The sequence below is a fragment of the Actinacidiphila sp. bgisy167 genome (assembly GCF_057707665.1).
In genome coordinates this window covers 19,588-43,391 of record NZ_JBYIQP010000063.1, presented here as the reverse complement: position 1 = coordinate 43,391, position 23,804 = coordinate 19,588, and the positions used below count along the sequence as shown (strand labels likewise).

General features: G+C 72.4%; 22 protein-coding genes. 7 read left to right on the top strand and 15 right to left on the bottom strand.

Translation table 11 applies throughout. The features are described from left to right. The first annotated feature begins 384 nt into the window (after positions 1-384). From AC3ET4_RS22270 to AC3ET4_RS22250, 5 genes are all read left to right on the top strand, one after another. On the top strand, positions 385-2,379 hold the full coding sequence (locus tag AC3ET4_RS22270) for a SpoIIE family protein phosphatase (protein WP_431952109.1): 1,995 nt from the start codon (positions 385-387) through the stop codon (positions 2,377-2,379). A gap of 162 nt (positions 2,380-2,541) precedes the next feature. Continuing rightward, positions 2,542-3,990 (top strand): catalase, encoded by a 1,449-nt coding sequence (locus AC3ET4_RS22265; RefSeq protein WP_431952103.1) that lies wholly within the window; start codon positions 2,542-2,544, stop codon positions 3,988-3,990. A gap of 174 nt (positions 3,991-4,164) precedes the next feature. After that, positions 4,165-4,689 carry a PadR family transcriptional regulator gene (locus tag AC3ET4_RS22260; protein WP_431952101.1) on the top strand — a complete coding sequence of 175 codons (525 nt, stop codon included), beginning with the start codon at positions 4,165-4,167 and terminating at the stop codon, positions 4,687-4,689. Further along, positions 4,686-5,372, top strand: a complete 687-nt coding sequence (locus AC3ET4_RS22255) for an ABC transporter ATP-binding protein (protein ID WP_431952099.1) — start codon at positions 4,686-4,688, stop codon at positions 5,370-5,372. Before AC3ET4_RS22260 ends, AC3ET4_RS22255 begins: the two co-directional genes overlap by 4 nt. Then, the gene (locus AC3ET4_RS22250) at positions 5,369-7,762 is read left to right on the top strand and encodes an FtsX-like permease family protein (protein ID WP_431952097.1); all 2,394 of its coding nucleotides are present in this window, start codon (positions 5,369-5,371) and stop codon (positions 7,760-7,762) included. The genes AC3ET4_RS22255 and AC3ET4_RS22250 overlap by 4 nt, the downstream gene beginning before the upstream one ends. Positions 7,763-7,870: 108 nt before the next feature. Here the strand turns inward: AC3ET4_RS22250 and AC3ET4_RS22245 are convergent, their stop codons facing one another. The 4 genes from AC3ET4_RS22245 to AC3ET4_RS22230 form a co-directional block, all read right to left on the bottom strand. Beyond that, positions 7,871-9,193 carry an AI-2E family transporter gene (locus AC3ET4_RS22245; protein ID WP_431952095.1) on the bottom strand — a complete coding sequence of 441 codons (1,323 nt, stop codon included), beginning with the start codon at positions 9,191-9,193 and terminating at the stop codon, positions 7,871-7,873. A 110-nt stretch (positions 9,194-9,303) separates the two neighbouring features. After that, positions 9,304-9,984: an aggregation-promoting factor C-terminal-like domain-containing protein gene (locus tag AC3ET4_RS22240; protein ID WP_431952093.1), complete on the bottom strand. Its 681-nt coding sequence runs from the start codon at positions 9,982-9,984 to the stop codon at positions 9,304-9,306. Positions 9,985-10,379: 395 nt separating this feature from the next. Beyond that, the gene (gene phoH2 / locus AC3ET4_RS22235) at positions 10,380-11,699 is read right to left on the bottom strand and encodes an RNA 5'-3' helicase PhoH2 (RefSeq protein WP_431952091.1); all 1,320 of its coding nucleotides are present in this window, start codon (positions 11,697-11,699) and stop codon (positions 10,380-10,382) included. A 432-nt stretch (positions 11,700-12,131) separates the two neighbouring features. Then, positions 12,132-12,905 carry an isoprenyl transferase gene (locus tag AC3ET4_RS22230; protein ID WP_431952089.1) on the bottom strand — a complete coding sequence of 258 codons (774 nt, stop codon included), beginning with the start codon at positions 12,903-12,905 and terminating at the stop codon, positions 12,132-12,134. 110 nt (positions 12,906-13,015) lie between these two features. Between AC3ET4_RS22230 and mgrA the strand changes: the two genes are divergently transcribed. Then, positions 13,016-14,056 carry an L-glyceraldehyde 3-phosphate reductase gene (mgrA, locus tag AC3ET4_RS22225; protein WP_431952087.1) on the top strand — a complete coding sequence of 347 codons (1,041 nt, stop codon included), beginning with the start codon at positions 13,016-13,018 and terminating at the stop codon, positions 14,054-14,056. 17 nt (positions 14,057-14,073) lie between these two features. Here mgrA and AC3ET4_RS22220 read toward each other — a convergent pair whose 3' ends face one another. Next, positions 14,074-14,787, bottom strand: a complete 714-nt coding sequence (locus AC3ET4_RS22220) for a prepilin peptidase (RefSeq protein ID WP_431952085.1) — start codon at positions 14,785-14,787, stop codon at positions 14,074-14,076. A gap of 45 nt (positions 14,788-14,832) precedes the next feature. Between AC3ET4_RS22220 and AC3ET4_RS22215 the strand changes: the two genes are divergently transcribed. Further along, positions 14,833-15,237: a DUF192 domain-containing protein gene (locus AC3ET4_RS22215; protein WP_431952083.1), complete on the top strand. Its 405-nt coding sequence runs from the start codon at positions 14,833-14,835 to the stop codon at positions 15,235-15,237. Positions 15,238-15,586: 349 nt separating this feature from the next. Here the strand turns inward: AC3ET4_RS22215 and AC3ET4_RS22210 are convergent, their stop codons facing one another. The 10 genes from AC3ET4_RS22210 to cpaB all read right to left on the bottom strand — a co-directional run bounded on the left by AC3ET4_RS22210 (position 15,587) and on the right by cpaB (position 23,799). Next, positions 15,587-16,267 (bottom strand): OmpA family protein, encoded by a 681-nt coding sequence (locus AC3ET4_RS22210; protein ID WP_431952081.1) that lies wholly within the window; start codon positions 16,265-16,267, stop codon positions 15,587-15,589. A 3-nt stretch (positions 16,268-16,270) separates the two neighbouring features. Beyond that, positions 16,271-16,840, bottom strand: a complete 570-nt coding sequence (locus AC3ET4_RS22205; RefSeq protein ID WP_431952079.1) for a hypothetical protein — start codon at positions 16,838-16,840, stop codon at positions 16,271-16,273. A gap of 14 nt (positions 16,841-16,854) precedes the next feature. Further along, the gene (locus tag AC3ET4_RS22200) at positions 16,855-17,442 is read right to left on the bottom strand and encodes a pilus assembly protein TadG-related protein (RefSeq protein WP_431952107.1); all 588 of its coding nucleotides are present in this window, start codon (positions 17,440-17,442) and stop codon (positions 16,855-16,857) included. Continuing rightward, entirely contained in the window at positions 17,439-17,648 is a 210-nt protein-coding gene (locus AC3ET4_RS22195) for a hypothetical protein (protein ID WP_431952077.1), read from the bottom strand. The genes AC3ET4_RS22200 and AC3ET4_RS22195 overlap by 4 nt, the downstream gene beginning before the upstream one ends. A 301-nt stretch (positions 17,649-17,949) precedes the next feature. Then, positions 17,950-18,834, bottom strand: a complete 885-nt coding sequence (locus AC3ET4_RS22190) for a DUF5936 domain-containing protein (protein WP_431952105.1) — start codon at positions 18,832-18,834, stop codon at positions 17,950-17,952. Between the two features lie 13 nt (positions 18,835-18,847). After that, positions 18,848-19,786: a type II secretion system F family protein gene (locus tag AC3ET4_RS22185; RefSeq protein ID WP_431952075.1), complete on the bottom strand. Its 939-nt coding sequence runs from the start codon at positions 19,784-19,786 to the stop codon at positions 18,848-18,850. Next, entirely contained in the window at positions 19,783-21,120 is a 1,338-nt protein-coding gene (locus AC3ET4_RS22180) for a TadA family conjugal transfer-associated ATPase (RefSeq protein WP_431952073.1), read from the bottom strand. Before AC3ET4_RS22180 ends, AC3ET4_RS22185 begins: the two co-directional genes overlap by 4 nt. After that, complete coding sequence (locus tag AC3ET4_RS22175) at positions 21,117-21,524, bottom strand: TadE/TadG family type IV pilus assembly protein (protein ID WP_431952071.1); 408 nt, start codon at positions 21,522-21,524, stop codon at positions 21,117-21,119. The genes AC3ET4_RS22180 and AC3ET4_RS22175 overlap by 4 nt, the downstream gene beginning before the upstream one ends. Further along, on the bottom strand, positions 21,521-23,089 hold the full coding sequence (locus tag AC3ET4_RS22170) for a CpaE/TadZ family protein (protein ID WP_431952069.1): 1,569 nt from the start codon (positions 23,087-23,089) through the stop codon (positions 21,521-21,523). The genes AC3ET4_RS22175 and AC3ET4_RS22170 overlap by 4 nt, the downstream gene beginning before the upstream one ends. Beyond that, positions 23,086-23,799, bottom strand: a complete 714-nt coding sequence (cpaB, locus tag AC3ET4_RS22165) for a Flp pilus assembly protein CpaB (protein ID WP_431952067.1) — start codon at positions 23,797-23,799, stop codon at positions 23,086-23,088. Before cpaB ends, AC3ET4_RS22170 begins: the two co-directional genes overlap by 4 nt. Between the last annotated feature and the right edge of the window lie 5 nt (positions 23,800-23,804).

The following is a 23,804-nucleotide window of genomic DNA, read 5'->3' as shown; positions in this document are numbered from 1 at the left end:
CCCCCCCCCCCGCCGACGCAGCGTCAGAGCCCTGCCGACGCCTCCGCGCAGGTCCCCGCGTCCGCCAAGCCCGGCTCCGCCAAGCCCGGCTCCGCCAAGCCCGGCTCCGCCGCGCCGGCGCCCGCCAAACCCCGAGGCGGCGGCCGGCGGGCGCGCGGCGGACGTGCCGCGCGGCAGCCCTCCGAGGTGCGGGACCGTCAGGCCGCCCGGGTGGTCGCCGGCGAGGGGATCGTCGCCGGCGGACAGCTGACGGCCGCCCGCGCGGGCGGTGACGGCGGACGGCGGACGGTACGGCAGCGCATGGCCGCAGCCGCGGGCGGCGCCCCGGACGGCGGCGTGTCCTGGAACGGCTCCGCGAGCCGCGACCGTCGGGCGGCCACCGCCATGGCCGCCCCCGTGGAACCCGGCCGCCGGTCCACCGCGGACGGCGGGACCCCGGGCCTGCCGGGCGTCCCCGGCCCCGCGCCACAGGGCGGGGAGCCGCGGGCCCGGCAGCGCACCCCCGACACGGCGCTGCCCTCCTCCAGGCCGGCGGGCCGGCAGAGCGGCCGCGGAGGCCAGGTCGGCGGCCACCCCGTCGACGAGGACACCGCCGGGGGTCCGCCGCCGAAGAAGATCGGCCCGCAGAGCCGCGGGCGGGCGGGAGCGGCGGACACCGAGCGGCTGCGCTACGTCGGCGCCGCCACCCGCCGCATCGCCCGCGGCCTCGACCTGGACGAGATCGTGCTGGGCCTGTGCCGGTCCGCGGTGCCCGTCTTCGCCGACGCGATCCTGGTCTACCTGCGCGATCCGCTGCCGGTGGGCGACGAGATCCCCTCCGGTCCGCTCGTGCTGCGGCTGCGGCGCGCCGACCGGGTGCCGGACGAGGACGCCCCGGAGCCGGTGGGGGGCCTGCTCATGCCGGTCGTCCCCGCCACGGAGGGCGCCTACGGCTCGGCCGCCGAGGTCGTGCGCGTCCCCATGGACGGGCGGCTGGCCGAGGTGCTGCGCGGAGTGCGTCCGGTGTTCTCCGACACCGCGCAGTCCACGGCGGCCCTCCGTGAGCTCGTCGGAGGCCTCGGCGACGGCGAGTCCGGCGAGACGCTGGAGCTTCCCACCGGGCGGCGGGCGATCCTGGCGCCGCTGCGCGGCCGCCGCCGGGTGATCGGCGCGACGGTGCTGCTGCGCCGTCCCGAGCGCGCCCCGTTCGAACCGGACGACCTGCTGATCGCGGCGCAGCTGGCCACCCACACCGCGCTCGGCGTGGACAAGGCCCTGCTCTACGACCGCGAGGCGTCCATCGCCGACTCCCTGCAGCGCGAGATGCTGCCGGACTCCCTGCCCGAGCCCACCGGGGTGCGGCTGGCCAGCCGCTACCTTCCGGCCGCCCAGTCGGCCCGGGTCGGCGGCGACTGGTACGACGCGATCCCGCTGCCGGGCAGCCGGGTGGCGCTGGTGGTCGGCGACGTCATGGGCCACTCCATGACCTCGGCGGCGATCATGGGGCAGCTGCGGACCACCGTGCAGACCCTGGCGGGCCTGGACCTGTCCCCGCAGGAGGTGCTGTACCACCTGGACGAGCAGGCCCAGCGGCTCGGCCAGGACCGCATGGCCACCTGCATCTACGCGGTCTACGACCCCATAGCGCACCGGGTCACCATCGCCAACGCGGGCCATCCCCCGCCGGTGCTGCTGCACGCCGACGGCGTGGCCGAGGTGCTGCGCGTGCCGCCGGGCGCGCCGATCGGCGTGGGCGGCGTGCCCTTCGAGGCCGTGGAGCTGCCCGCCCCGGCCGGGGCGACGCTGCTGCTCTACACCGACGGGCTGGTGGAGTCCCGCACCCGTGACGTGTGGGGCGGCATCGAGATGCTGCGTGAGCGGCTGCACTCGGCGGCGGCGGCCATCTGCCCGCCGCCGCTCGATCCGCTGTGCGACGAGGTACTGGAGATCGTCGGGCCGGGCGACCGGGACGACGACATCGCGCTTCTGGCCGCCCGCTTCGACGGCATCGCGCCGCGCGACGTCGCCTACTGGTTCCTGGAGCCGCGGGCGCAGACGGCCGGCCGGGCCCGGCGGCTGGTGCGCCAGGCGCTCGGCCGCTGGAAGCTGCAGCCGCTGGCCGAGGCGGCGGAGCTGCTGGTCAGCGAGGTGGTCACCAATGCGGTGCGGTACGCCGAGCGCCCCATCACGCTGCGGCTGCTGCGCACCGACGTGCTGCGCTGCGAGGTGGGCGACGACGCCCCGACGCTGCCGCGGATGCGCCACGCCCAGCCGCAGGACGAGGACGGGCGCGGGCTCTACCTCGTCAACCGGATGGCGCAGCGCTGGGGGGCGACCCGGCTGAGCGCCGGAAAGGTCGTCTGGTTCGAGATGGGCATTCCGGAGGGTCACGACCGGTGAGCTCACCGTCTCCATACACGTTTCATTTCTGGACATTGTCCAGATACATGGCGTGATGCCGTTTTCCGGCGTGCCGAGCCGGTGATTCAGTGTTTGTGTGGTCGTTAGCGACCAGGAGCCCCCGACGGACTCTTCCGAAGATCGACGGGAGGACACCACGACATGAGCACTCCCTACACCACCAACAACGCCGGTATCCCGGTGGAGAGCGACGCTCACTCGCTCACGGTGGGCTCGGACGGCCCCATCCTCCTCCAGGACCACTACCTGATCGAGAAGATGGCGCAGTTCAACCGCGAGCGGGTCCCGGAACGCGTGGTGCACGCCAAGGGATCGGGCGCCTACGGCTTCTTCGAGGTGACCAACGACGTCAGCCAGTTCACCAAGGCCGACCTCTTCCAGCCGGGACGCCGCACGCAGATGCTGGCCCGCTTCTCGACGGTCGCCGGAGAGCTGGGCAGCCCCGACACCTGGCGCGACCCGCGCGGGTTCGCGCTGAAGTTCTACACCGAGTACGGCAACTACGACATGGTCGGCAACAACACGCCGATCTTCTTCGTACGCGACCCGATGAAGTTCCAGGACTTCATCCGCAGCCAGAAGCGCCGCCGTGACAGCTCGCTGCGCGACAACAACATGCAGTGGGACTTCTGGACGCTGTCCCCGGAGTCGGCCCACATGGTCACCTGGCTGATGGGCGACCGCGGCGTACCCAAGTCGTACCGCCACATGAACGGCTACAGCTCGCACACGTACATGTGGGTCAACGGCGGCGGCGAGCGGTTCTGGGTCAAGTACCACTTCAAGACCGACCAGGGGATCGACTTCCTCACCCAGGAGGAGGCCGACCATTACGCGGGCGCCGACGGCGATCTGCACCGCCGTGACCTGTACCAGGCCATCGAGCGCGGGGACCACCCCTCGTGGACGCTGTACATGCAGATCATGCCGTTCGACGACGCGGCCGACTACCGGTTCAACCCCTTCGACCTCACCAAGGTGTGGCCGCACGGCGACTACCCGCTGATCGAGGTCGGCCGGATGACCTTGGACAAGAACCCCGAGGACTACTTCATCCACATCGAGCAGGCCGCCTTCGAGCCCAGCAACATGGTGCCCGGCATCGGCCCCTCCCCGGACAAGATGCTCCTCGGCCGGCTCTTCTCGTACGCCGACACCCACCGCTACCGGATCGGTCCCAACTACGCGCAGCTGCCGCCGAACCGGGCCCACACCGAGGTGCGCTCGTACGCCAAGGACGGGCCGATGCGCTACGAGCCGTCGCGCACGGCCGCGCCGTACGCGCCGAACTCCTTCGGCGGGCCCGAGGCCGACATCCGGCGCTTCGGCGACCCGGCCGGCTGGGAGGTGGCGGGGAACATGGTGCACGAGCCGTACAAGCTGCACCGCGAGGACGACGACTTCGGCCAGGCCGGGACGATGGTCCGCCAGGTCCTGGACGACGCCGCCCGCGACCGGCTGGTCTCCAATGTGTCGGGCCACCTCAGGAACGGGGTCAGCGCCCCCGTCCTGGCCCGCGCGGTGGAGTACTGGCGCGCCATCGACAAGGAGGTCGGCGACCGCATCGCCGCCAACGTCAACGGCCGGTAGGCCGCGCCTCCCCACAGCCGCAGCCCCGGTGCACGTGATGTCCGTCCGTGCCCCGGGGCTGCATCGCGCCCGGATGAGAAAGATCCCAGCTCAGGCCGGGGTTCTGTCACGGTCCCGTCACCACTTCCATGATCTATACGCTGCATGTATACGTGCCGTGTAGAGTTCCCTGCCATGAGCATCGGCCACACCTTGCTGGGACTGCTGGAGTCAGGCCCGCGCCACGGATACGACTTGAAGCGGGCCTTCGACGACAGATTCGGCCACGACCGCCCGCTGCACTACGGCCAGGTCTACTCGACGATGGCCCGGCTGCTGAAGCACGGCCTGGTCGAGATCGACGGCATCGAGGCCGGCGGCGGCCCCGATCGCAAGCGGTACGCGATCACCGAAGCCGGGATCACCGACGTCGAGAAATGGCTCGGGCAGCCGGAGAAGCCCGAGCCCTACCTGCAGAACACCCTCTACACCAAGGTCGTCCTCGCCCTGCTCACCGGGCGCAGCGCCGCCGACCTGCTCGACACCCAGCGGTCCGAGCACCTGCGGCTGATGCGGGACCTGACCGAACGCAAACGGCACGGCGACTTCGCGGACCAGCTCATCTGCGACCACGCCCTGTTCCACCTCGAAGCGGACCTGCGGTGGCTGGAACTCACCGCCGCCCGCCTCGACCGACTCGCGGCGGAGGTAGCCGAATGAGCACCCCGGAGAACCTGATGGAAGCCGTCGGCCTGCACAAGGCGTACGGCCCCACCCCCGCCCTCGACGGCGCCGACTTCGCCATACGCGCCGGGGAGGTCGTCGCCATCATGGGACCCTCCGGCTCCGGCAAGTCCACCCTGCTGCACTGCCTGGCCGGCATCGTCCGCCCCGACTCCGGCCAGGTGCTCTACCGCGGCCGCGACCTGACCGCCATGAGCGACGCCGAACGCAGCGAACTGCGCCGCGGCGACTTCGGCTTCGTCTTCCAGTTCGGCCAGCTCGTCCCCGAGCTCACCTGCGTCGAGAACGTCGCCCTGCCGCTGCGGCTGAACGGCACCCGCCGCAAGGATGCCGAAAACCGCGCAGCCGAATGGCTGGCCCGCCTCCAGGTCGAGGACCTCGCCGCCAAACGCCCCGGCGAGATCTCCGGCGGCCAGGGCCAACGCGTCGCCGTCGCCCGCGCACTGGTCACCGGCCCCCGCGTCGTCTTCGCCGACGAACCCACCGGCGCCCTCGACTCCCTCAACGGCGAACGCGTGATGCACATGCTCACCGACGCCGCCCGCGACACCGACGCCGCCGTCGTCCTCGTCACCCACGAAGCACGCGTCGCCGCCTACTCCGACCGCGAGATCGTCGTCCGCGACGGCAAGTCCCGCCACCTCGAGAGGACGGCATGAGTTCCGGAACCGCCACCCGGGGCGGCACGCTGTCCGGCTGGGTCCGCGACGTGAGCCTGGGCTTCCGCTTCGCCGCCACCGGCGGCCGCGAGGGCTGGACCCGCACCGCGCTGACCACCGTCGGCGTCGGCCTCGGCGTGGCACTGCTGCTGGTGGCCGCCTCCGTCCCGGCCATGCTGGGCGCCCGCACCGACCGCGGCTACGAGCGGGACTACTCCTGGTTCAACGCGCCGCCCAAGGTGAGCGCGAGCACCGTGCTGTTCGCGCCGGCCGACACCGCCTTCCGCGACGACGAGATCCGGGGCGTGCTCCTCAAGGCCGACGGCGACCGGCCCGCGCTGCCGCCCGGTGTCGCGAAGATGCCCGCCCCCGGCGAGATGGTCGTCTCCCCCGCCCTGAAGAAACTGCTCGACCAGCCCGGCAGCAAGCTGCTGCGCGAACGCCTGCACTACCGGATCATCGGCCTCATCGGCGACCAGGGCCTGGTCGGCCCCGCCGAGATGGCGTACTACGCGGGCAGCGACAAGCTCGTCGCGCGGTCCGCCGACGGCGCGACGGGCAACGCCACCCGCATCCCGTACTTCGGACGCGGCGCCGCCAAGCCGGAACCGCTCGGGGGCGTGCTCTCCCTGCTGGTGATCATCATCTTCGTGGTGCTGCTGCTCCCGGTGGGCGTCTTCATCGGCAGCGCCGTCCGCTTCGGCGGCGAACGCCGCGACCGGCGGCTGGCCGCACTGCGGCTGGTCGGCGCGGACAGCCGGATGACCCGGAGGGTCGCGGCCGGAGAGGCGCTGTTCGGCTCGCTGCTCGGACTCGCCGTCGGTGCCGCGCTGTTCCTGGGCGCCCGGCAGTTCGCAACCGACGTGACGCTGTACGACATCAGCGTCTACCCCTCCGACATCACCCCGAGCCTCGGTTTCGCCCTGCTCGTGGCCCTGGCGGTGCCGGCGGCGGCGGTCGCGGTCACCCTGCTGGCCATGCGCGGCATCGCCATCGAGCCACTCGGCGTCGTACGCAACGCCACGGCCCGACCGCGTCGCCTTTGGTGGCGGCTGCTGATCCCGCTGGCCGGCCTCGCGCTTCTCGCGCCGCTGTTCGGCGCGATCAGCACCGAGGCCGAGGTCAACGCGTACCAGGTGACCGCCGGCGTGGTCCTGCTGCTCGTGGGGCTCACCGCCCTGCTGCCCTGGGTGGTCGAGTCGGCCGTCGGCCGGCTCCGCGGCGGCCCTGTGGCGTGGCAGCTGGCCACCCGCCGGATCCAGCTCCACAGCAGTGCCTCAGCCCGCATGGTCAGCGGCGTGACGGCCGCGGTGGCCGGGGCGATCGCCCTGCAGACCCTTTTCTCCGGCGTGCAGAGCCAGTTCGTCACGGACTCCGGCAAGGATCCGGACCGGGCGCAGATGGTCGCCAGCGTGAGCATCGCGAGCGGAGCCGAGGGCCACCGGGTCGAGCAGGCGTTCGCCGCCACCCCGGGCGTGCGGGACGCGCTCACCATCCTCTCCTCGGACGCCGTGCCGGCGGACTCCTCCACCAGGAAGTCGACGGCCGACCTGCGCTTCGTGCCGGTCGTGGTGGCCGACTGCGCCACCCTGCGCGAGCTGGTGGACCTCCGTGACGGCTGCGCGGACGGCGACGTGTTCCTCGCCGACGACCCGCATGCCGTCGGCGACGCCGACACGTTCGTGCGGCCCGGTCGCCCGATCGACCTCAACGTGCCGCGGGGGGAGCACTACACCGGCACGCCTCGTCTGTGGACCGTGCCGGCCGGCGCCCGCAAGGTGACCTCGATCATCGCGCCGGACGGAGACTACGAGTCGGGGGTCCTGGCCACCCCCGCGGCCCTGGACGCGGCATCGCTGCACGCCCCGGGGGTGAAGGTCATGCTCCGGACGGACCCGCACACGCCGGACGCGTTCGAGCAGATCCGCAACACCACGGCGCGCCTCGATCCGTCGGCCAACGTCTTCCCGCTCGAGTCGACGACGGAGAACTCGAAGTTCGTCAACATCCGGCGCGGTCTGCTCGTCGGCGCTGCCGCCACCCTGGCCCTGATCGGCGCGAGCCTGCTGGTGTCGATGCTGGAGCAGCTGCGCGAGCGCAGGAAGCTGCTGGCGGTCCTGGTCGCCTTCGGCACGCGGCGCTCGGTGCTCGGACTGTCCGTGCTGTGGCAGACCGCGCTCCCGGTCGCGCTCGGTATGGCCCTGGCCGTCCTCGGCGGCGCCGGGCTGGGCGCCGCCCTGCTGAAAATGGTCGGCGAGCCGCTGCACCTCGCCTGGGGCAGCATCGCCACGATGAGCGGCATCGCCGCGGGGGTCGTCCTGCTGGTGACCCTGCTGGCCATGCCGCCGCTGTGGCGGATGATGCGCCCGGACGGCCTGCGGACGGAGTGACCGGGGACGGCCGCGGCCACCGGGCCGCGGCCGTCGGCGGGCGAACCGTACCGACGCAGCCTCGAGCGGCCTCGTACCCCGGCCCCCGAGGGCCGGGGTAACGGGCGGTCAGACGGGCTCCCCCGGGGTGGCGTCGGGAAGCCCGGCCGCGCCGACCGGCGCCACCTCGGCGACCGTCGAGCCGTGCGGGGCGGGCTCGTCGGCCATCGCCGACTCCCGGGCGTGGGCCCGCAGATAGCCGACGACGGTGTTGGTCACGGCCACCAGCGGTACGGAGACGACCGCGCCGCCGATCCCGGCGACGAGCGAACCGGCCGCCACCGCCAGGATCACCCCGAGCGGGTGCACCCGCACCGCGCGGCCCAGGATGAACGGCTGCAGGATGTGGCCCTCGATCTGCTGCACCAGCAGGACCACCGCCAGCACCATCAGCGCGGTGAACGGCCCCTCCGTCACCAGCGCCACCACCATGGCGATGGCGCCCGAGGCGACCGCGCCCACCAGCGGCACGAACGCCGCCAGGAAGATGATGACGGCCAGCGGAACGGCCATCGGCACCCCGAGGAAGAAGATGCCGATGCCGATGAAGATGGCGTCGATCAGGGCCACTATCACCGTGCCGCGCACGTAGAGGGTGAGCGTGCGCCACGCCCTCGGGCCCGCGCCGCCGAGCCCGTCGCGGGCTGCCACGGGGAAGAGCTTCAGGAACCAGTTCCAGATGTTCCGGCCGTCGTAGAGCAGGAACAGCGTGCTGAACATGGCCAGCAGGATGCCGGTGAGCATCTCCACGACGACGGTGACGCCCTGCAGCCCGGCGTCGGTCAGCGCCTTGGAGTTGGTGCCGATCGCCTCCTGGAGGTTCTTGGCGATCTGGTTGATCTGGTCGTCGGTCACATGGAACGGGCTGTTGAGCAGCCAGCGCTTCAGCTCGGCGATGCCGTCCTGCAGGCTGGTGGAGAGGTTGTCGATGTTCTCCATGACCTGCCAGACCACGAACCAGCCGACCAGGCCCATCATCACGAAGCCGCCGATGAAGACGATGGCCGTGGCGAGGCCGCGCGGCACCCCCATCCGCTTCAGCCGGCCCACGAAGGGCTGCAGCAGCGCGGTGATCAGGAGCGCGGCGACGAAGGCCAGGACGACCAGCTGTATGGTGCCGATCACCCGCATCAGCACCCAGACGGTGCCGGCCAGCACCAGCAGCCGCCAGCCGAGTTCGGCCGCGACCCGCATGCTCCACGGCACCTGGGCGACCGGGTCGCCCGGGCCCGACGGACGCGGCGCGTGCCGGCGCGCGCGTTGCTCCTCCTCCTGGCGGCGGGCCTCCTCGCGGGCGCTCTCGGCCGCGGCCCGGCGCTGTTCCTCCAGCCTTCCCGCGAGCTTGGCCAGCTCGGCCGCCAGCCCGCTGCCCCATGGGCGCTTCTCCGACATCACGTCCCCTGTCCCCCCGCCCCCCGGTCATCCGTCCTCACCACGGTACGCGCAACGAGCCCCCGTCCCTCAAGAGGGCGGGGGCTCGTCGGCGATTCGTGACGAATGGCCTAGTACCAGTGGTTGGCCTGCCAGAAGGACCAGGCGCCGCAGGGGCTGCCGTACCGGCTGTTCATGTAGTTGAGGCCCCATTTGATCTGGGTGCCGGGGTTGGTGCGCCAGTCGGCGCCCGCGGAGGCCATCTTGGAACCGGGCAGTGCCTGGACGAGGCCGTAGGCGCCGGAGGACGCGTTCGTCGCGGTGTAGTTCCAGCCGCTCTCACGGGTGACGATGTTCGAGAAGCACTGGTACTGCGTCGCGTTCCCTATGAGCCCCTGGGCCATGGCCTGGACTTCGGCGACCGTGTACGAGGCCTTCACGACCAGCGCGGCGCGCTTGGCTGCGCGCGACGCCTCCTCGGCCTTGCGGGCGGCCTCGGCCTTCTCCGCCGCCTTCTCCTCCGCCTTCTTGCGGGCGGCGGCGTCCTTGGCGGCCTGCTTGCGGGCGGCCTCCTGCGCGGCCTTCTTCGCGCTGGCGTCGGCGGCGTCGGACTGCGCCTGCACCTGCTGCGTCAGGGAAGCCTGCTGGACCTGCTGCCCAGCGGGAATGTCCGCGAGGACGGTGGTCGCATCGGCGGCGGCGACGGGCTGCACGGCCCCTTCGCTGCCGGAGGCGACACCGACGACGGCGCCCACAGTGGTGACCGCAGTGGCCGAAGCCACCGCGAATCCCCGGACCGAGATCCGGCTCACACGGTTTCCTTCCAGCGTCGCCCGCTGGGTGACCTCGCGGACGCGATCGTGCCCCTTCTCGCTGGCTCCTACTGCACCGGTCACAGAGCACTGGCCCGGTGGAGCTCCCCCGGAAAGGCGGGAGTCCGCTGTTGAAACTCGGGCGGCCCACGGCGACGCTGTTCAGTTCTGAGGTTCCGCACGTTGGGGGTACGGGGGGTGCCGGGGGCGGGGCCTGACAGAACCGACAGCCTGCCGTAGGCAGACGCGTGAACGCAATCTCCCGTTGCGTGTCAAAGCTCACACGCCGCACGCGCCGCACATTTTGCCGTTTCGTATCCGCGGCTCCCCCAGACAGCGCTAGGCTGCTGCGCCCTTGCGGCGCAGCAGCCCAACACACCGTGTGGTCTTCCGGGTTAGGCCCGGCCGTCCTCCAGCATCTCCGTCACGAGCGCGGCGATCGGCGAGCGCTCGGAACGGTTCAGGGTGATGTGCGCGAACAGCGGATGGCCCTTGAGCTTCTCGACGACGGCGACCACGCCGTCGTACCGACCCACCCTCAGGTTGTCGCGTTGGGCGACGTCATGCGTCAGAACAACTCGGGAATTCTGCCCGATACGGGACAACACGGTCAGCAGGACGTTGCGCTCCAGGGACTGCGCCTCGTCGACGATCACGAAGGCGTCGTGCAGGGAGCGGCCGCGGATGTGCGTGAGGGGCAGGACCTCCAGCATGCCGCGCGCCACCACCTCATCGATGACCTCCTTCGACGTCACCGCGCCCAGGGTGTCGAAGACCGCCTGGGCCCACGGGCTCATCTTCTCCGCCTCGGTGCCCGGCAGGTAGCCGAGGTCCTGACCTCCCACGGCGTACAGCGGCCGGAACACCATCACCTTCTGGTGCTGCTGACGTTCCAGCACCGCCTCCAGGCCGGCGCACAGCGCGAGCGCCGACTTGCCGGTGCCGGCCCGGCCGCCCATCGACACGATGCCGACGTCCGGGTCGAGCAGCAGGTCCAGCGCGATCCGCTGCTCGGCGCTGCGCCCGTGGATGCCGAAGGCCTCCCGGTCGCCGCGCACCAGCCGGACCCGGCCGTCGGCCGTCACGCGGCCGAGCGCCTTGCCGCGATCGGACTGCAGGACCAGGCCGGTGTGCACCGGAAGCCCGACGGCCTCGGCCAGCTCGACCGTCTCCGACTGGAAGAGCTCGTCCACCTCCTGGGCCGCGACCTGCAGCTCGTGCATGCCCGTCCAGCCGGAGGTGATCGCCAGTTCGGCCCGGTACTCCTCGGCCAGCAGCCCGACGGAGGAGGCCTTGACCCGCAGCGGCAGGTCCTTGGAGACGACGGTGACGTCGTAGCCCTCGGCCTGGAGGTTCCGGGCCACCGCGAGGATCCGCGAGTCGTTGTCGCCGAGCCGGAACCCCGCGGGCAGCACGCCCGGATCGGAATGGTTCAGCTCGACGCGCAGGGTGCCTCCCAGCTCGCCGATCGGGATCGGTGCGTCCAGCCGCCCGTACCGGATCCGGTACTCGTCGAGCAGCCGCAACGCCTGGCGGGCGAAGTAGCCGAGCTCGGGGTGGTGGCGTTTGGCTTCCAGCTCGGTCACCACGACGACGGGCAGGACCACCTCGTGCTCGTCGAAGCGGAGGAGGGCATGCGGGTCGGCAAGCAGCACGCTGGTGTCGAGTACATAGGTGCGCCGGTCGTGCTCACGGCGATTCTTGCTGGTCACCACGTGTGGACGAACCCCCTCGGAAGAGGCGCGGGTGCGACGGCGTCGCGCGGGACAGGGCCGGGACCGACCGAGAGGGCCGGACCGCGACCCTCCGAGTCGACGCGGTCGATGCCGTCCGGGTCGAAGGCTGACAACGGCACGTCCGTGAGCAAAGGGCCTCCCGGGCGGACGGACCAGGTGCCGTCCGCTTCTGTCCGGCATCCGTGGGCCGGATGCCGGTCTGACGGGTCTATTCCCTCGAAAGAGGAGGCCTATGCGACTGCATATGACAGGTGTTGGCCGGGACTTTGGCCCTGCCGCCCCGTCGCCGGGCGTTCTCCCGCTCTCCACCGGGCCGTCATCCGGCCCCGCGACTTCCGGCGTTCGCCGCGTCCCCGGTGTGGCGCGTCTCCTCCGATACCGCCATCCGGGTGAAGCAGGGCGACCCGGTTCTCAGGTCCCGTAGCGCCGGTGCCGCGCCGCGTAGTCACGCAACGCCCGCAGGAAGTCCACCCGGCGGAACGCCGGCCAGAACACCTCGCAGAAGTAGTACTCCGAATGCGCGCTCTGCCAGAGCATGAAACCCGACAGGCGCTGCTCGCCGGAGGTGCGGATGACGAGATCGGGGTCGGGCTGGCCCCTGGTGTAGAGGTGCTCCGCGATGTGGTCGATGTCGAGGATCTCCGCGAGGTCCTCGATGGAGGTGCCGCGCCCGGCGTGCTCGTGGAGCAGCGAGCGGACCGCGTCGGCGATCTCCTGGCGGCCGCCGTACCCCACGGCCACGTTGACGAGTATGCCCTCGACGCCCGCCGTTGCCTGCTCGGCCTCCTTGAGGACGGTCTGGGTGCGGGCGGGCAGCAGGTCCTTCGCCCCCACGTGGTGGACGCGCCACCGACCGGTCGCCGCGAGGCCGCTGACCGCGTCCTCGATGATGCCGAGCAGCGGGACGAGTTCCTCCGCCGGGCGGTCCAGGTTGTCGGTGGACAGCAGCCACAGGGTGACCACCTCGACGCCGGTCTCCTCGCACCAGCCCAGGACCTCGGTGATCTTGTCCGCACCGGCCCGGTGGCCCTGCTCGGTGGTGCGCGCGGCCGCCTTGGCCCACCGGCGGTTGCCGTCGAGGATGACGCCGATGTGCTTCGGGGCCTGAGACCGGTCCAGCCGGCGCTCCACACGGCGGGCGTACAGGTCGGTCAACCTGAGACGTACCAGGTCGCGCAGATTCATTGCCGAGCCCCTCCTGCGGTCGTCACCCCCTCGCCACCCTACTGCGCCCCCGTCAAGGCCGCCGAACCGGGTGCGAGGCCGTGGACCAGCGTCGTGATAGGACCGCTTCCGTGGATATTCGTTCTCTCTACCGCGCAGCCGACGAGCGCTACGACGCGATGGCGTACCGCCGCACCGGCCGCAGCGGCCTGAAGCTCCCCGAGATCTCCCTCGGCCTCTGGCACAACTTCGGTGACGACCGCACCCTCGACTCGCAGCGGGCCATCCTGCGCCGCGCCTTCGACCTCGGCGTCACCCACTTCGACCTGGCCAACAACTACGGCCCGCCCTACGGCTCCGCCGAGCGCAACTTCGGGACCATCCTGGCCGAGGACTTCCGGCCCTACCGCGACGAGCTGGTCATCTCCACCAAGGCGGGCTACGACATGTGGCCCGGCCCGTACGGCGAGTGGGGCAGCCGCAAGTACCTGCTCTCCTCGCTCGACCAGTCCCTGCAGCGGATGGGCCTGGACTACGTCGACATCTTCTACTCCCACCGCTTCGACCCCGACACCCCGCTGGAGGAGACGATGGGCGCCCTCGCGTCCGCCGTCCAGCAGGGCAAGGCGCTCTACGTCGGCATCTCCTCCTACAGCGCCCAGCGCACCCGGGAGGCCGCCGGCCTGCTGCGCCAGATGGGCGTGCCGGCGCTGATCCACCAGCCCTCGTACTCCATGATCAACCGCTGGGTCGAGGACGACGGGCTGCTGGACGTCCTCGACGAGGAGGGCATGGGCTGCATCCCGTTCGTCCCGCTGGCGCAGGGGCTGCTGACGGACAAGTACCTGAACGGCATCCCGGAGGGTTCGCGGGCCTCCCAGGGCAAGTCCCTCGACCCCACCCTGATCACCGACGAGGTCGTCCGGCGGTTGCGCGGCCTCAACGACATCGCCGCCCGGCGCGGCCAGTCGCTCGCGCAGCTCGCGCTGAGCTGGGTGCTGCGCGACAGGCGGGTCACCTCCGCGCTCATCGGGGCGTCGAGCGTCGCCCAGCTGGAGGCCAACGTCGCGGCGGTGGGCGCCGCCCCGCTGACGGCCGAGGAGCTCGCCGAGATCGACGAGTTCGCCCTCGAGTCCGGAGTCAACCTCTGGACCCGCAGCAGCGACGCGTGACACGGCGGGCGCCCTGGTCAGGACGGCAGCAGCGGTCCGGCCAGGGCGCCGGCCAGGATGAACGGCCCGAAGGGCAGCGGCGTACGGCGCCCGGCGCGGCCGGCCGCCATCAGCACCAGACCCGCGACCGCGCCCAGCGCGAAGGCCGCGAAGGCCCCGACGGCGAGCGTCCGCCACCCGTACCAGGCGAGCACCAGTCCCGCGGTGGGGGCGAGTTTGACGTCGCCGAAGGCCATGCCGTCCGGGTTCACCAGGTGCAGCGCGAGGAAGAACAGCCCCAGCGCGCCCGCCCCCAGCAACGACCTGGGCCAGGAGCCCTGGTGGCCCGGGAGCAGCGAAACCGCCCCCAGCAGCGCCGCCGTCCCCGCGGCGGCCGGCAGCGTCAGCACGTCCGGCAGCCGCAGCACCGTCAGGTCGACCCGGGCGAGCAGCACCGCGAGCGGGACGAGCAGCAGCCACACCGTCAGCTCGGGCCGCGGACCGGTGCCGGCGGCCACGGCGGCGCAGAGCCCGGCGGTGACCAGTGCGCAGCGCCACCCGGCGGCCGGGTGACCGGCGTTGCGCACCGGCCCCCACCAGCCGCGCCACCCCCGCGGGTAGGGAAGTCCCGCCGGACACCCGCTCCGCCAGGGCCGCTCGGGCGCGACGGACAGCCGGTACGCCGGACGGGGCAGGGCGAGCCCCGCGACGGTTCCCCACACGACGGCCGCGGCGATCGGATAGACATGCATCGGGCCGACCGTACACGGACGCTGCAGGCAAGGGGACGTGGCCGCATGAATGACCTCCGGCGTGACGGGACGGGACTGCTGCGCCTCACCGGGAGCGGCAGCGGGGACGGGAACGGCCGCGGCGGGGGGCGGCCGGGCGCCTCGGGGATACCGCTGGAGATCGCCGCCTCCTACCGGGCCCGCACCCGGGGGCTGCTGGGCCGTACCGGGATCACCGGGGCGCTGTTGCTCACCCCCGCCGCGAGCGTGCACACCCTGGGCATGCGCTTCGCCATCGACGTCGCCTATCTCGACCGCCGGCTGCGGGTGCTCGCCGTCCGCACCATGCCTCGGGGACGCCTCGGCCGCCCGCGGCTGCGGGCCCGTCATGTGCTGGAGGCGGAGGCGGGCGCGATGGCGGCCTGGGGCCTGCTGCCGGGCAGGGCGGTGACCGTGGAGAGGGATGCCTGAGGGCTGCGGCGTCCTGCGCGCGTCCTGCCCGTCCGGCAGGCTCCGGGGACCGTCCGGCACCGGGGCGGGGAGAAAAGACGGGCCGGTCCGCAGGGGGGGGAGCGGACCGGCCCGAGGGGGGGTTTCCAAGGTACCGCGCCGGAACCGCTCTCCCGGTCCAAGGTCATGAGGGAGATGTGAAGGTTCTCTCGAAGAAATTGCACGTTCGATGGGCGATTAGCCCGAATGGCAGGGAACAGTGCGGTTTACCCATAGGCGCCACTTGCGGACCGCATGCGCTCCGTCACGGAGCGCACTGGGCCCTCGGCTACGCCGACGGCCTCCGCGAAGCCGCCGGCCGACGGCGTCACTACGGCCGGAACGTGATCTCCACGCGGCGGTTCTGCTTGCGGCCCGCCTCGGTGGAGTTGTCCGCGATCGGGTAGTCCTCGCTGTAGCCGCGCACCTGGAACGAGTGGGCTGAACCGCCCAGCGAACCGAGCTCCTCCGCGAGGACCTTGTAGACGGCGTCGGCCCGCTTCTTGGACAGCACCTTGCCGTGCTCGTACGAACCGAGGTCGTCCGTGAAGCCGAAGACGCGGATCGGCTGCGTGACGCCCTTGGCGTCAATGTCAGCAGCGATCGCCTTGATCCGCGCGGTGGCCGCCGCGTTCAGCCTGGCGCTGTCCTTGCCGAACAGGACGTCGGCCTGGAGCGCGTAGGTGACGGAGGAGTTCGACTCCTCGTGCCGCTCCTCGCCGTCGTCGGCGGAGGCGTTCTCGGAGGACGACGCGTCCGTCACCGAGACGATGTCCAGCACCTTGGGGGGCGCCAGCGTCGCCCCCTCGGGCAGCCGCAGGTCCGGGTCGTCGGCGTCCACCTTCACGGGCGCGGACGGAGTGGGCTGCGCCGTCGGATCGTCGTCAGCCCGCGCGGTCGCGGCGTTGAGCGGCGTCAGCACGAGCGCGAGACCGAGCACGCACGCGGCGCCGGGACGGCCGTGCGGATGCGGACGAGAACGCGGACGGGGACGGGGGCGGGGACCCTGCATGGCTCACCCCTCCGCGATCGTGATCTTGGCGGGGGGCATCGTCGGCAGTTGGAACTCCACCTCGGTGGTGGATTCCGGCGGTGCCGGGAATTGGGCGAAGAGGGGGCGGGTCTCACCCGGCTTGATCAGCGTCAGGCCCATCGTGCACAGGCACTTGCCTTCGGTGTCCCGGAGCACGTAGTAGCGCTTCTTGCCGACCGAGTCGACAAGGACGGCACCGGCGACGGAGGGTCCGGAGCGCTGCACCGCGGTCTCCTGACCTGTCCAATAGGTGGCGTTGAACGGCGAGTCCCCGTTGTTGGTGAGCGATCCCTTGACAGTGACAAATCCACCCGAGTCACGCGTGGCTTCGTTCAGGGTGACCGTGATGCCCTTCTCACCCTTCATCTGTGCGAGGACTTGGCTCGGCTCGTCCGAAGGCGCGGCACTCGACCTGTCCGAACCGCCTGGCGCACTCGTCTTCGCGGACGGCGTGCCCGCGGCCTTGCCGTCACCGCCGCCGCACCCGGTAAGTGCCACGGCAAGGACCATGGCGGCGACGATCGCGGCCGGGCCCTGCTTCTGGATACGCATCGGTCCCCCGTTACTCACTCGCTGAGATAGACGGAGTAGAACTCCGCCAAGTTCAGGGCGAAGTCACCGGCCGTCGGGTCCACGGTGAGCCGGTCTCCATCGCAGATGAACGTGATCGCGTCGCCGTCTTTGTCATCCACGATGCAGCGACTCTCGACGATCGCGGTCGCAGCGGCACTCGCGTGCATGGATTCAGTACCAGGAACGACGGACTTGCCGACGGTGCCGGAGGTGTGAAGGGCCACCGTGGCGGCGCCCGGACCGCCCACGTCGCACACGTCGACGACTGCCTTGTTCTGCCCCGCGTAGTCGGCGGCCGCAGCGCAGGCACCGTCGGTTGTCATCTCGTTCAGGGCCAGCAAGTCCGCCAGCCGCTCCAGGTCTCCTGCCTCCAGTGCGTCAAGGAATGGCTCCCTGACGCTGTCGCGAACCTCTCGCGCGGCCGCGAGGGCTGTGGCGTCGGCCGCGGTCTGTGCCGTGTTCCTCACCGATGAGGCCTGTCCGACCGCGAAGAACGCGAAAGCCAGGAAGAACAGGGCACCCACCGCCACGATGTAAATGCCGAGAGTCTGTCCCGCGTCGCCACCGGTCTCCCCCCTCAGCCTGCGCCGACGATGTCCGCGATCTTGCCGAGAATCCCGTCCAGTACGGCCTGACCGATGCTCGTCGTCCCCGCCAACACCCCGATGATGACCGCGATCACCACCGCGATGCCCAGGTACTCGAACGACGTCTGCCCCGAGTCGCCGCGCGGCGTCCCGCGCAGACCCGCGCGGACGCGCACCCGCAGCGCGGTCAGACGCTTCACAACCCACCTGCTCATCTTCCGTGCCCCCAACCGTAGTCACGTGACGTGCGCCGGCCGCGCGCCTTGCGTCGGCCGGGGTCTGGCTATCGCCGCGGGTGGGCGCTGTGCCGGTGAGGTCCACGGCGCACCGCCTCCCATCGGGTCAACCCGCCGCGATACAAGCCTGATTGCAGGTGCAAATGCGGTTGCGACTGCAAATGTACAGCGCGCCCCAGGGCTCCGCACCCCCAATGGCGGCTCCGGTCCCTACCCATCGCCGGCACCGGGCATGCCTCCAGAGCCCTCCGCCTCTCCACCCCCGTCACCCCAGCAACTCGCCGAAGTTGATGCGCGAGCCGAGGATCGTGCCCGTCATCAGCAGGATCATCGTGGCCGGGACGAGGAGCGTGGTGACCACACCGGTCGCGCGCGGGACGGTGCGGGCCGCGCGGCGGCGCGCGTTCTGGGCCTCGGTGCGCCGCATGTCCGTGGCGATCTGGAGCAGCGTGCGGGCGATGGGCGCGCCCAGTTCCTCGCCCTGCTGCAGCGCGGTGACGAACTGCCCCACCTGCTCGCTGCCGTTGCGCCTGCGCAGCTCGTCGAAGGCGTCCCGGCGGCTGACGCCGACGTCCATCTGGCGCAGCGCGATGCGGACCTCGTCGCTCCAGGGGCCCTTGTAGACGGAGGCGACGCGCTCGAGGGCCTGGCGGAAGCCGAGGCCGGCGCTCACCACCACCGCGAGGACGTCGAGGAAGTCCGGGAGGGTGCGCTCGATCTCGTCGCGGCGCCTGCGGACTGCGAGCCAGATGCCGAGGTCGGTCCAGCCCAGGCCGTAGGCGACCATCAGGAGGGCGGCGAACCAGTGGCCCGCCTGCAGGAGCACCAGGGCCGCGAGGCCGCCGAGGGCGCCGTAGACGGCGCGCCGGGCGGCGTAGCGGTCGACGGTGAGGCCGTGGGGGTGGCCCGCGTGGTCGATGCGGGCGCGGACCCGGTTGACCCGGGCGGGGCCCATGAGGCGCAGCACCAGGGGCGCCCAGCGCATCCCGAGGCGGTCGACGGCGTTGCCGACCCGGGTGGTGCGGGTCCGCCCGACCTCCAGGGCGAGTTGGAGGTCGCTGGGCAGCTTGACCTCGCTGCGGTAGACGCCGATGCCGTAGCAGACGCCCACCACCCCGAGGGCGGCGACGGCGGCCAGCACGATGGTGATCAACGGTCCCCCCTCATACGTCGATCCGCGACATCCGGCGGATGAGCGCGAAGCCGAGGATGTACAGGCCCAGCGCCACGAGCACGGCGATCCGTCCGGCCGCGGAGCCGGTCATCGCGCCGAGTGAGCCCGGCATGATCCGGTCGAGCAGCAGCAGCGAGCCGACGCCGATGACGGGGACGGCGTACGCGGTGACCGTGACCTGGGACATCTGGGTGCGGATCTCGCGCCGGGTCTCCTTGCGCTCCTCCAGGGTCACCGTGAGGTTGCGCAGCGACTCCACCACCGAGCCGCCGGCCCGGGACGACAGGACGAGGGTGGAGACCAGCACCACCAGTTCCCGGCTGGGCAGGCGTTCCTGCAGTTCGGCCAGGGCGTCCTCGATGGAGTGCCCGATGGTCATGGCGTCGGCGACCTTGCGCAGTTCCTCTCCGGCCGGGGCCTCCAGTTCCTCGGCCGCCATGCCGACGGCGGTGCGCAGGGCGAGTCCGGCCTGGGTGGCGTTGGCCAGGACGCGGGCGAGTTCGGGCAGCTGGGCGATGAAGCGCTCGGTGCGCACCCGCCGCCGCCAGCCGAGGAAGGAGCTGACCGCCCAGGCCGCCAGGAGTGCGGCGATGGGTCCGAAGAAGGGGGCCAGCACGATGTCGGCGACCAGCCAGGCGCCGCCGACCACCCCGAGGGCGGCGGCCGTGAACTGGCCGGGCGTCAGGTCGGTGCCGGTGGCGGCGAGCCGGGCGGCCAGCCGGCGGCCCCAGGCGGTGCGCCGTACCCGGCGGTCCAGGGCGGCGAAGGGGACGGCGCGCCGTTCCGCCGCGGGGACGTCGGCCAGCCGGTCGACGAGGGCCGCGCGCTCGGCCCGTCCGCCGCTCCAGGCGTGCAGGCCCCAGACGGCCAGGACCAGGGCGAGGCCGGTGACGCCGAGCACGGCCAGGGCGATGGCCTGCGGGTTCACTTGGCCTCCCTGCTCGCCAGGTCCAGCTCGGTCTCGCCGATGCCGAACGCCGCGGGCACGGACTCCCCCGCCAGATGGACGCGCTCGGCCAGTTCCCGCGGCACGGGCTGGTGGTGGAACCAGCCCCGTACGATCCGGTCGGGGCCCATCGGCTCGGCGCGGAAGCGGGTCGCGGTCGTCAGCCGGAAGGTGTCGCGGCCGCGTGAGGACAGCACGGCGATCTCGGCGATCCTGCGGGTGCCGTCCGCGTCGCGGCGCAGTTGGACGATGACGTCGACGGCGCTGTTGATCTGGTCGCGCAGCGCCTCGAAGGGGATCTTCACCTCCGACATCGACGCCAGGGTCTGCAGCCTGAGCACCGCGTCCTCGGCGGAGTTGGCGTGCACGGTGGCCAGCGAGCCGTCGTGGCCGGTCGACATGGCCTGCAGCATGTCGAGGGTCTCGCCGCCGCGGACCTCGCCGACGATGATCCGGTCGGGGCGCATGCGCAGCGAGTTCCGCACGAGGTCGCGGATGGTGATCCGGCCCTGTCCCTCGACGTTGGGCGGCCGGCTCTCCAGGCGTACGACGTGCTCCTGCTGGAGCTGGAGTTCGGCGGCGTCCTCGACGGTGATGATGCGCTCCCCGTCCGGGATGAGCCCGGACAGCGCGTTGAGCAGGGTGGTCTTGCCGGAGCCGGTGCCGCCGCTGACGATGATGTTGAACTTGGCCCGTACGAAGGCGGAGAGCAGCATCAGCATGTGCTCGTCGAGGGTGCCGAGGCCGATGAGCTCGTGCAGGGCGTAGGCGCGGGGGAAGCGGCGGATGGTCAGGACGGGGCCGGTCAGCGACAGCGGCGGGATGATGACGTTGACGCGTTCGCCGGAGGGCAGGCGGGCGTCCACCATCGGGTTCGACTCGTCCACCCGGCGGTTGACGGTCGACACGATCCGCTCGATGGTCTGCAGCAGCTGCTCGGGGCTGCTGAAGCGGGCGGCGACCGGCTCCACCCGGCCGGCGCGCTCGACGTAGATGCGGTCCGGTCCGTTGACCATGATCTCGGTGATGGAGGCGTCCTCCAGCAGCGGTTCGAGGATGCCCAGGCCCAGGGCCTCGTCCACGACCCGGCGGATGATGCCGGTGCGCTCCTTGGTGGAGAGCACCGGGCCCTCGCGGCTGATGATGTGGCCGAGGACGCGTTCCAGGCGCACCCGGCGCTCGGCGGCGGCGAGCGCCGACATCTCGGCGAGGTCGATCTCCTGGAGGAGCTTGGCCCGGTAGACGGCGACGAGGTGGCCCTCCTGGGTCCGCGGGGCGGTGTCCTCGTTCGCGGTGATGCGGTCGCGCAGGCTCATCCGTCGGTCCCCTCGTCGTCCTCCCTGGGCATGGTGGCGGTCCGGGTGACGGAGCCCGGGCTCAGGCCCGGGAGCACCGACGGGATCTCCACGGTCGCTGTCGCGCGCACCGAGTCCCCCGTGTCGCCGGTGGTGGCGATCCGCGTGCCGTCCTGCAGCCAGGAGCTCACCGCCTCCGTGCCCGCCACGGAGCCGCTCACGGGAGGGTCGTGCAGCGCCGCCATGCGCGCGGCGGCGCGGGCGGCCGTGCCGGCCTGGGCCGCGGTGTAGGCGGCGAGGCCCAGCTGCACGCCGGCGAGGGCGACCAGCAGCAGGATCGGCAGCATCCCCAGGAACTCCAGGGAGGCGCTGCCGCGGTCGCGGGGGCGCCGGGGGCGGGTACGGGAACGGGTACGGGCCGTCACGGTGCGACCGCCTCTTCGTCGACGGCCGAGGCGTGGCCGTGGACGGTGAGCGGGAAGTCGATCGCACCCGGGAAGAGGACCGGGACCTTCAGGCCCACGGTGACCCCGGCCATGCCGTCGGCGCGCGTGGTGCCGAAGTCCTCGATCCGCCAGGCACCCGGCAGGTCGTCGGCCGCAGCCGCCTGGGCGTCCTCCCCCACCGCCGCCGCGCGGGCGGCCCGGTCGGCGGCGTGGCCGGCGAGCGTGAAGGTGTACCCGGTCAGCACCGCCTGCCACACCAGGACGAGCACCAGCAGGATCAGCGGTGTCATGCCGAGGGTCTCCAGCGTGACCTGGCCCTGGTCCCCGCGGCCGCGACGGCCCCGGCGGGGCGCCGCGGCGGGTCCGGGCGGCCCGGTGACGCCGATCTCGGCGGCGAGCGTCCACACGCCCTGCTTGACGGTGGAGCGGTTGTCGAGGTCCTGGAGCCGTCCGGCGTCGACCACCGCCTGCAGTTCCCGGAAGGCGGCGGGGACCACGGCGGACGCGACCCGGGTGCCGGTGATGCGGGCGATCAGCGAGGGCTGGATCTCGCTGCCGCGGGTGTGCCGGTTGACCGCGGCGACGACGTCCTGGGGTTTGCGGATCTGCAGCCGGTCCCACATGCGCACCATGCGCTTGGCGGCGCGCACGGCGACCACGTCGGGCGTGGTGACCAGCAGCGCGGTGTCCGCGGTCTCGACGGCGACCGCGTTGGCGCCGGTCATCTGGGTGCCGCAGTCGACGACCACGACCTCGTACCGCTGCCGCAGGGCGTGCAGCACGTGCCGGGCGGCGCGGTCGGTGACCTCCTCGCCGCGTTCGCCCTCGCCGGGCGCCAGCAGCAGCGCGGGCCCGGACTCGTGGACGTACATGGCGTCCTGCAGCACGCGGGTGGTCACGTCGGTGATGTCCGCGAGGTCGGCGACGGAGCGGCGAAACTGGACGTCGAGATAGGAGGCGACGTCGCCGCCCTGGAGGTCGAGGTCGACCAGGGCGGTGGACTTGCCGGCGGCCTGCGCGGCGAGGGCGAGCTGGACGGCGACGACGGTGGTGCCGACCCCGCCCTTCGCCCCGGCCACGGCGATCATCCTGCCGCCGGCCACGGCGGGCAGCGCGGGCTGCCGGGGGCTGAGGTGGCGCCGTACGCCGGCCGCCCAGGCGGCGGCCGCCTCGACGCGGGCGCCGAGTTCGTCGTACGACAGCGGCAGCCCGGCGACGCCGCGCGCCCCGGCGTCCATGGCGCCGGACAGCACGGCCGGGCTGGGGTCCGCGGTGAGCAGGATGACGCCGACCGCGGGAAAGCGCAGCGCGATCTCGCGGACGACCTCGAGCGCGGGGACCGGTGTGATGCGGTCGTGGACGACGACGACCTCGGGCAGTTCGTCGACCCCGGTCTCGGCGGCTCGCGCGAGGACGTCCAGCAGCGTGGTGGAGTCCGGCAGCGCGGGCCCGGGTTCGGCTCCCGGCAGCTGGTGCAGGACCCCGGTCAGGGCGCGGGCCGTGTCGGGGTCGGGGGTCCCCGACAGGATGCGTACGCCGGTCACGAGGCGGCTCCGTCGCGGCCGAGGGTGTAGGTGCGGTCCCGTTGCGAGGGGGCGGTGGTGTCGCCCGGGGCGACCAGGGCGAGGCGCACGTGCCGGGCGAAGGACTCGGCGAAGGCCACCCGCTGCGCGTCGGCCGCGCCGAGGGCGAAGGTGATGGGGACGCCCTGGCCGGTGCCGCGGCGGTTGTCACCGCCGCTGTCGAAGGCCTTGATCTCGCCGACGTCGATGACCCGGGCGCCCGCGACGATGATCTTGGAGACCTCGGGTTCGGTGTCCTTGCGGGGTGCGAAGGTGGCGAAGATGTTGACCCTCGCCCCGGGGGTGATCTTCCCGGCGACGCCGGTCTCCGCGTCGATCATGATCGCGATCTCCATCTCCCCGGCCCGCAGCGCGGGCCGCTCGGCGACCATGTCCGTCTGCAGCAGGGAACCGCGGCGCAGCGGGACGGCGGCTATCTTCCCGGCCAGCTGCCCGACGTCGCGGACGGCGGTGGCGGGCAGCCAGCGCTCGGGGATGCGGACCTGCTGCAGCTGGGCGCGGCCGACGGCCTCGTACGCGGGTACGTCCTCGGCCAGCCGGTAGGCGGTCACCTTCGGCCCGACCTGGGAGCGGGCGTCCCCGATGACGGTGACGACCCCGGCGAAGGCGGCGAGCGCGCACAGCGCGGAGACCATGAGGAGCACAACGCCGCGGCGCTGACGGGAGTTCATGAGGT